We start from the raw sequence: 581 nt of genomic DNA, 5'->3' as shown, positions 1-581 counted from the left end.
ACCCGGAGGCTGCGCAATTATATCTATTCCAGTTTCAAGGATATTATTTTCATCCGTAAGGATGAGTTCTGCCCTTCCGCCTCCAAAGAGTGTGATGAAGACCTCCGAGAACTTTACCTTCAGCGCCTCAAATGCCTCTCTGAGTTTTTTCCTTGTTGTGCTATTTATCTTTGTTATCGCCTCTTCAAGTTCGGCAATTGACCTGCTAAGGTCATCCTGCTGTTTTGATAGAAACTCATGCCTTGTTGTTAATTCTTCATATTCTTCAAGTGTGCCGAGGTTTACAGTCCCGAGTTCCTGTATCTTTTCCTTAAGTTCAGTTAGCCGCTCTTCATCTTCAGGCAAAAGTGGTTCTGTTTCAAGCAAATCTATTTCTGTCCCGTAATTCTGCCTTATATTTTCAGTGAGGTTTTCAATCTTCAGCCTGTGCTCTGCTCTCTCTACGTCAAGCCTTGAGACTTTAGATGTGAGAGCATCTATCTCATGCCTGAGCGCCTTGATTGCTTGCTCATATGCGAGCATCTGCTGGTTTTCCTGCTCAAGCGCCTCTTTCCTTGCAGATATGTCACCCCTAAGCCTGT

The 581-nt window shown here is 44.2% G+C and carries 1 pseudogene; it reads right to left on the bottom strand.

The window, feature by feature from the left end:
- Window positions 1-581, bottom strand: a pseudogene (locus HW443_RS12675) (chromosome segregation protein SMC); the annotation flags it as partial.

The sequence above is a fragment of the Candidatus Hakubella thermalkaliphila genome (assembly GCF_013281975.1).
GTDB classification, from domain to species: domain Bacteria; phylum Actinomycetota; class Humimicrobiia; order Hakubellales; family Hakubellaceae; genus Hakubella; species Hakubella thermalkaliphila.
This window is presented reverse-complemented; position numbering and strand designations above follow the sequence as displayed.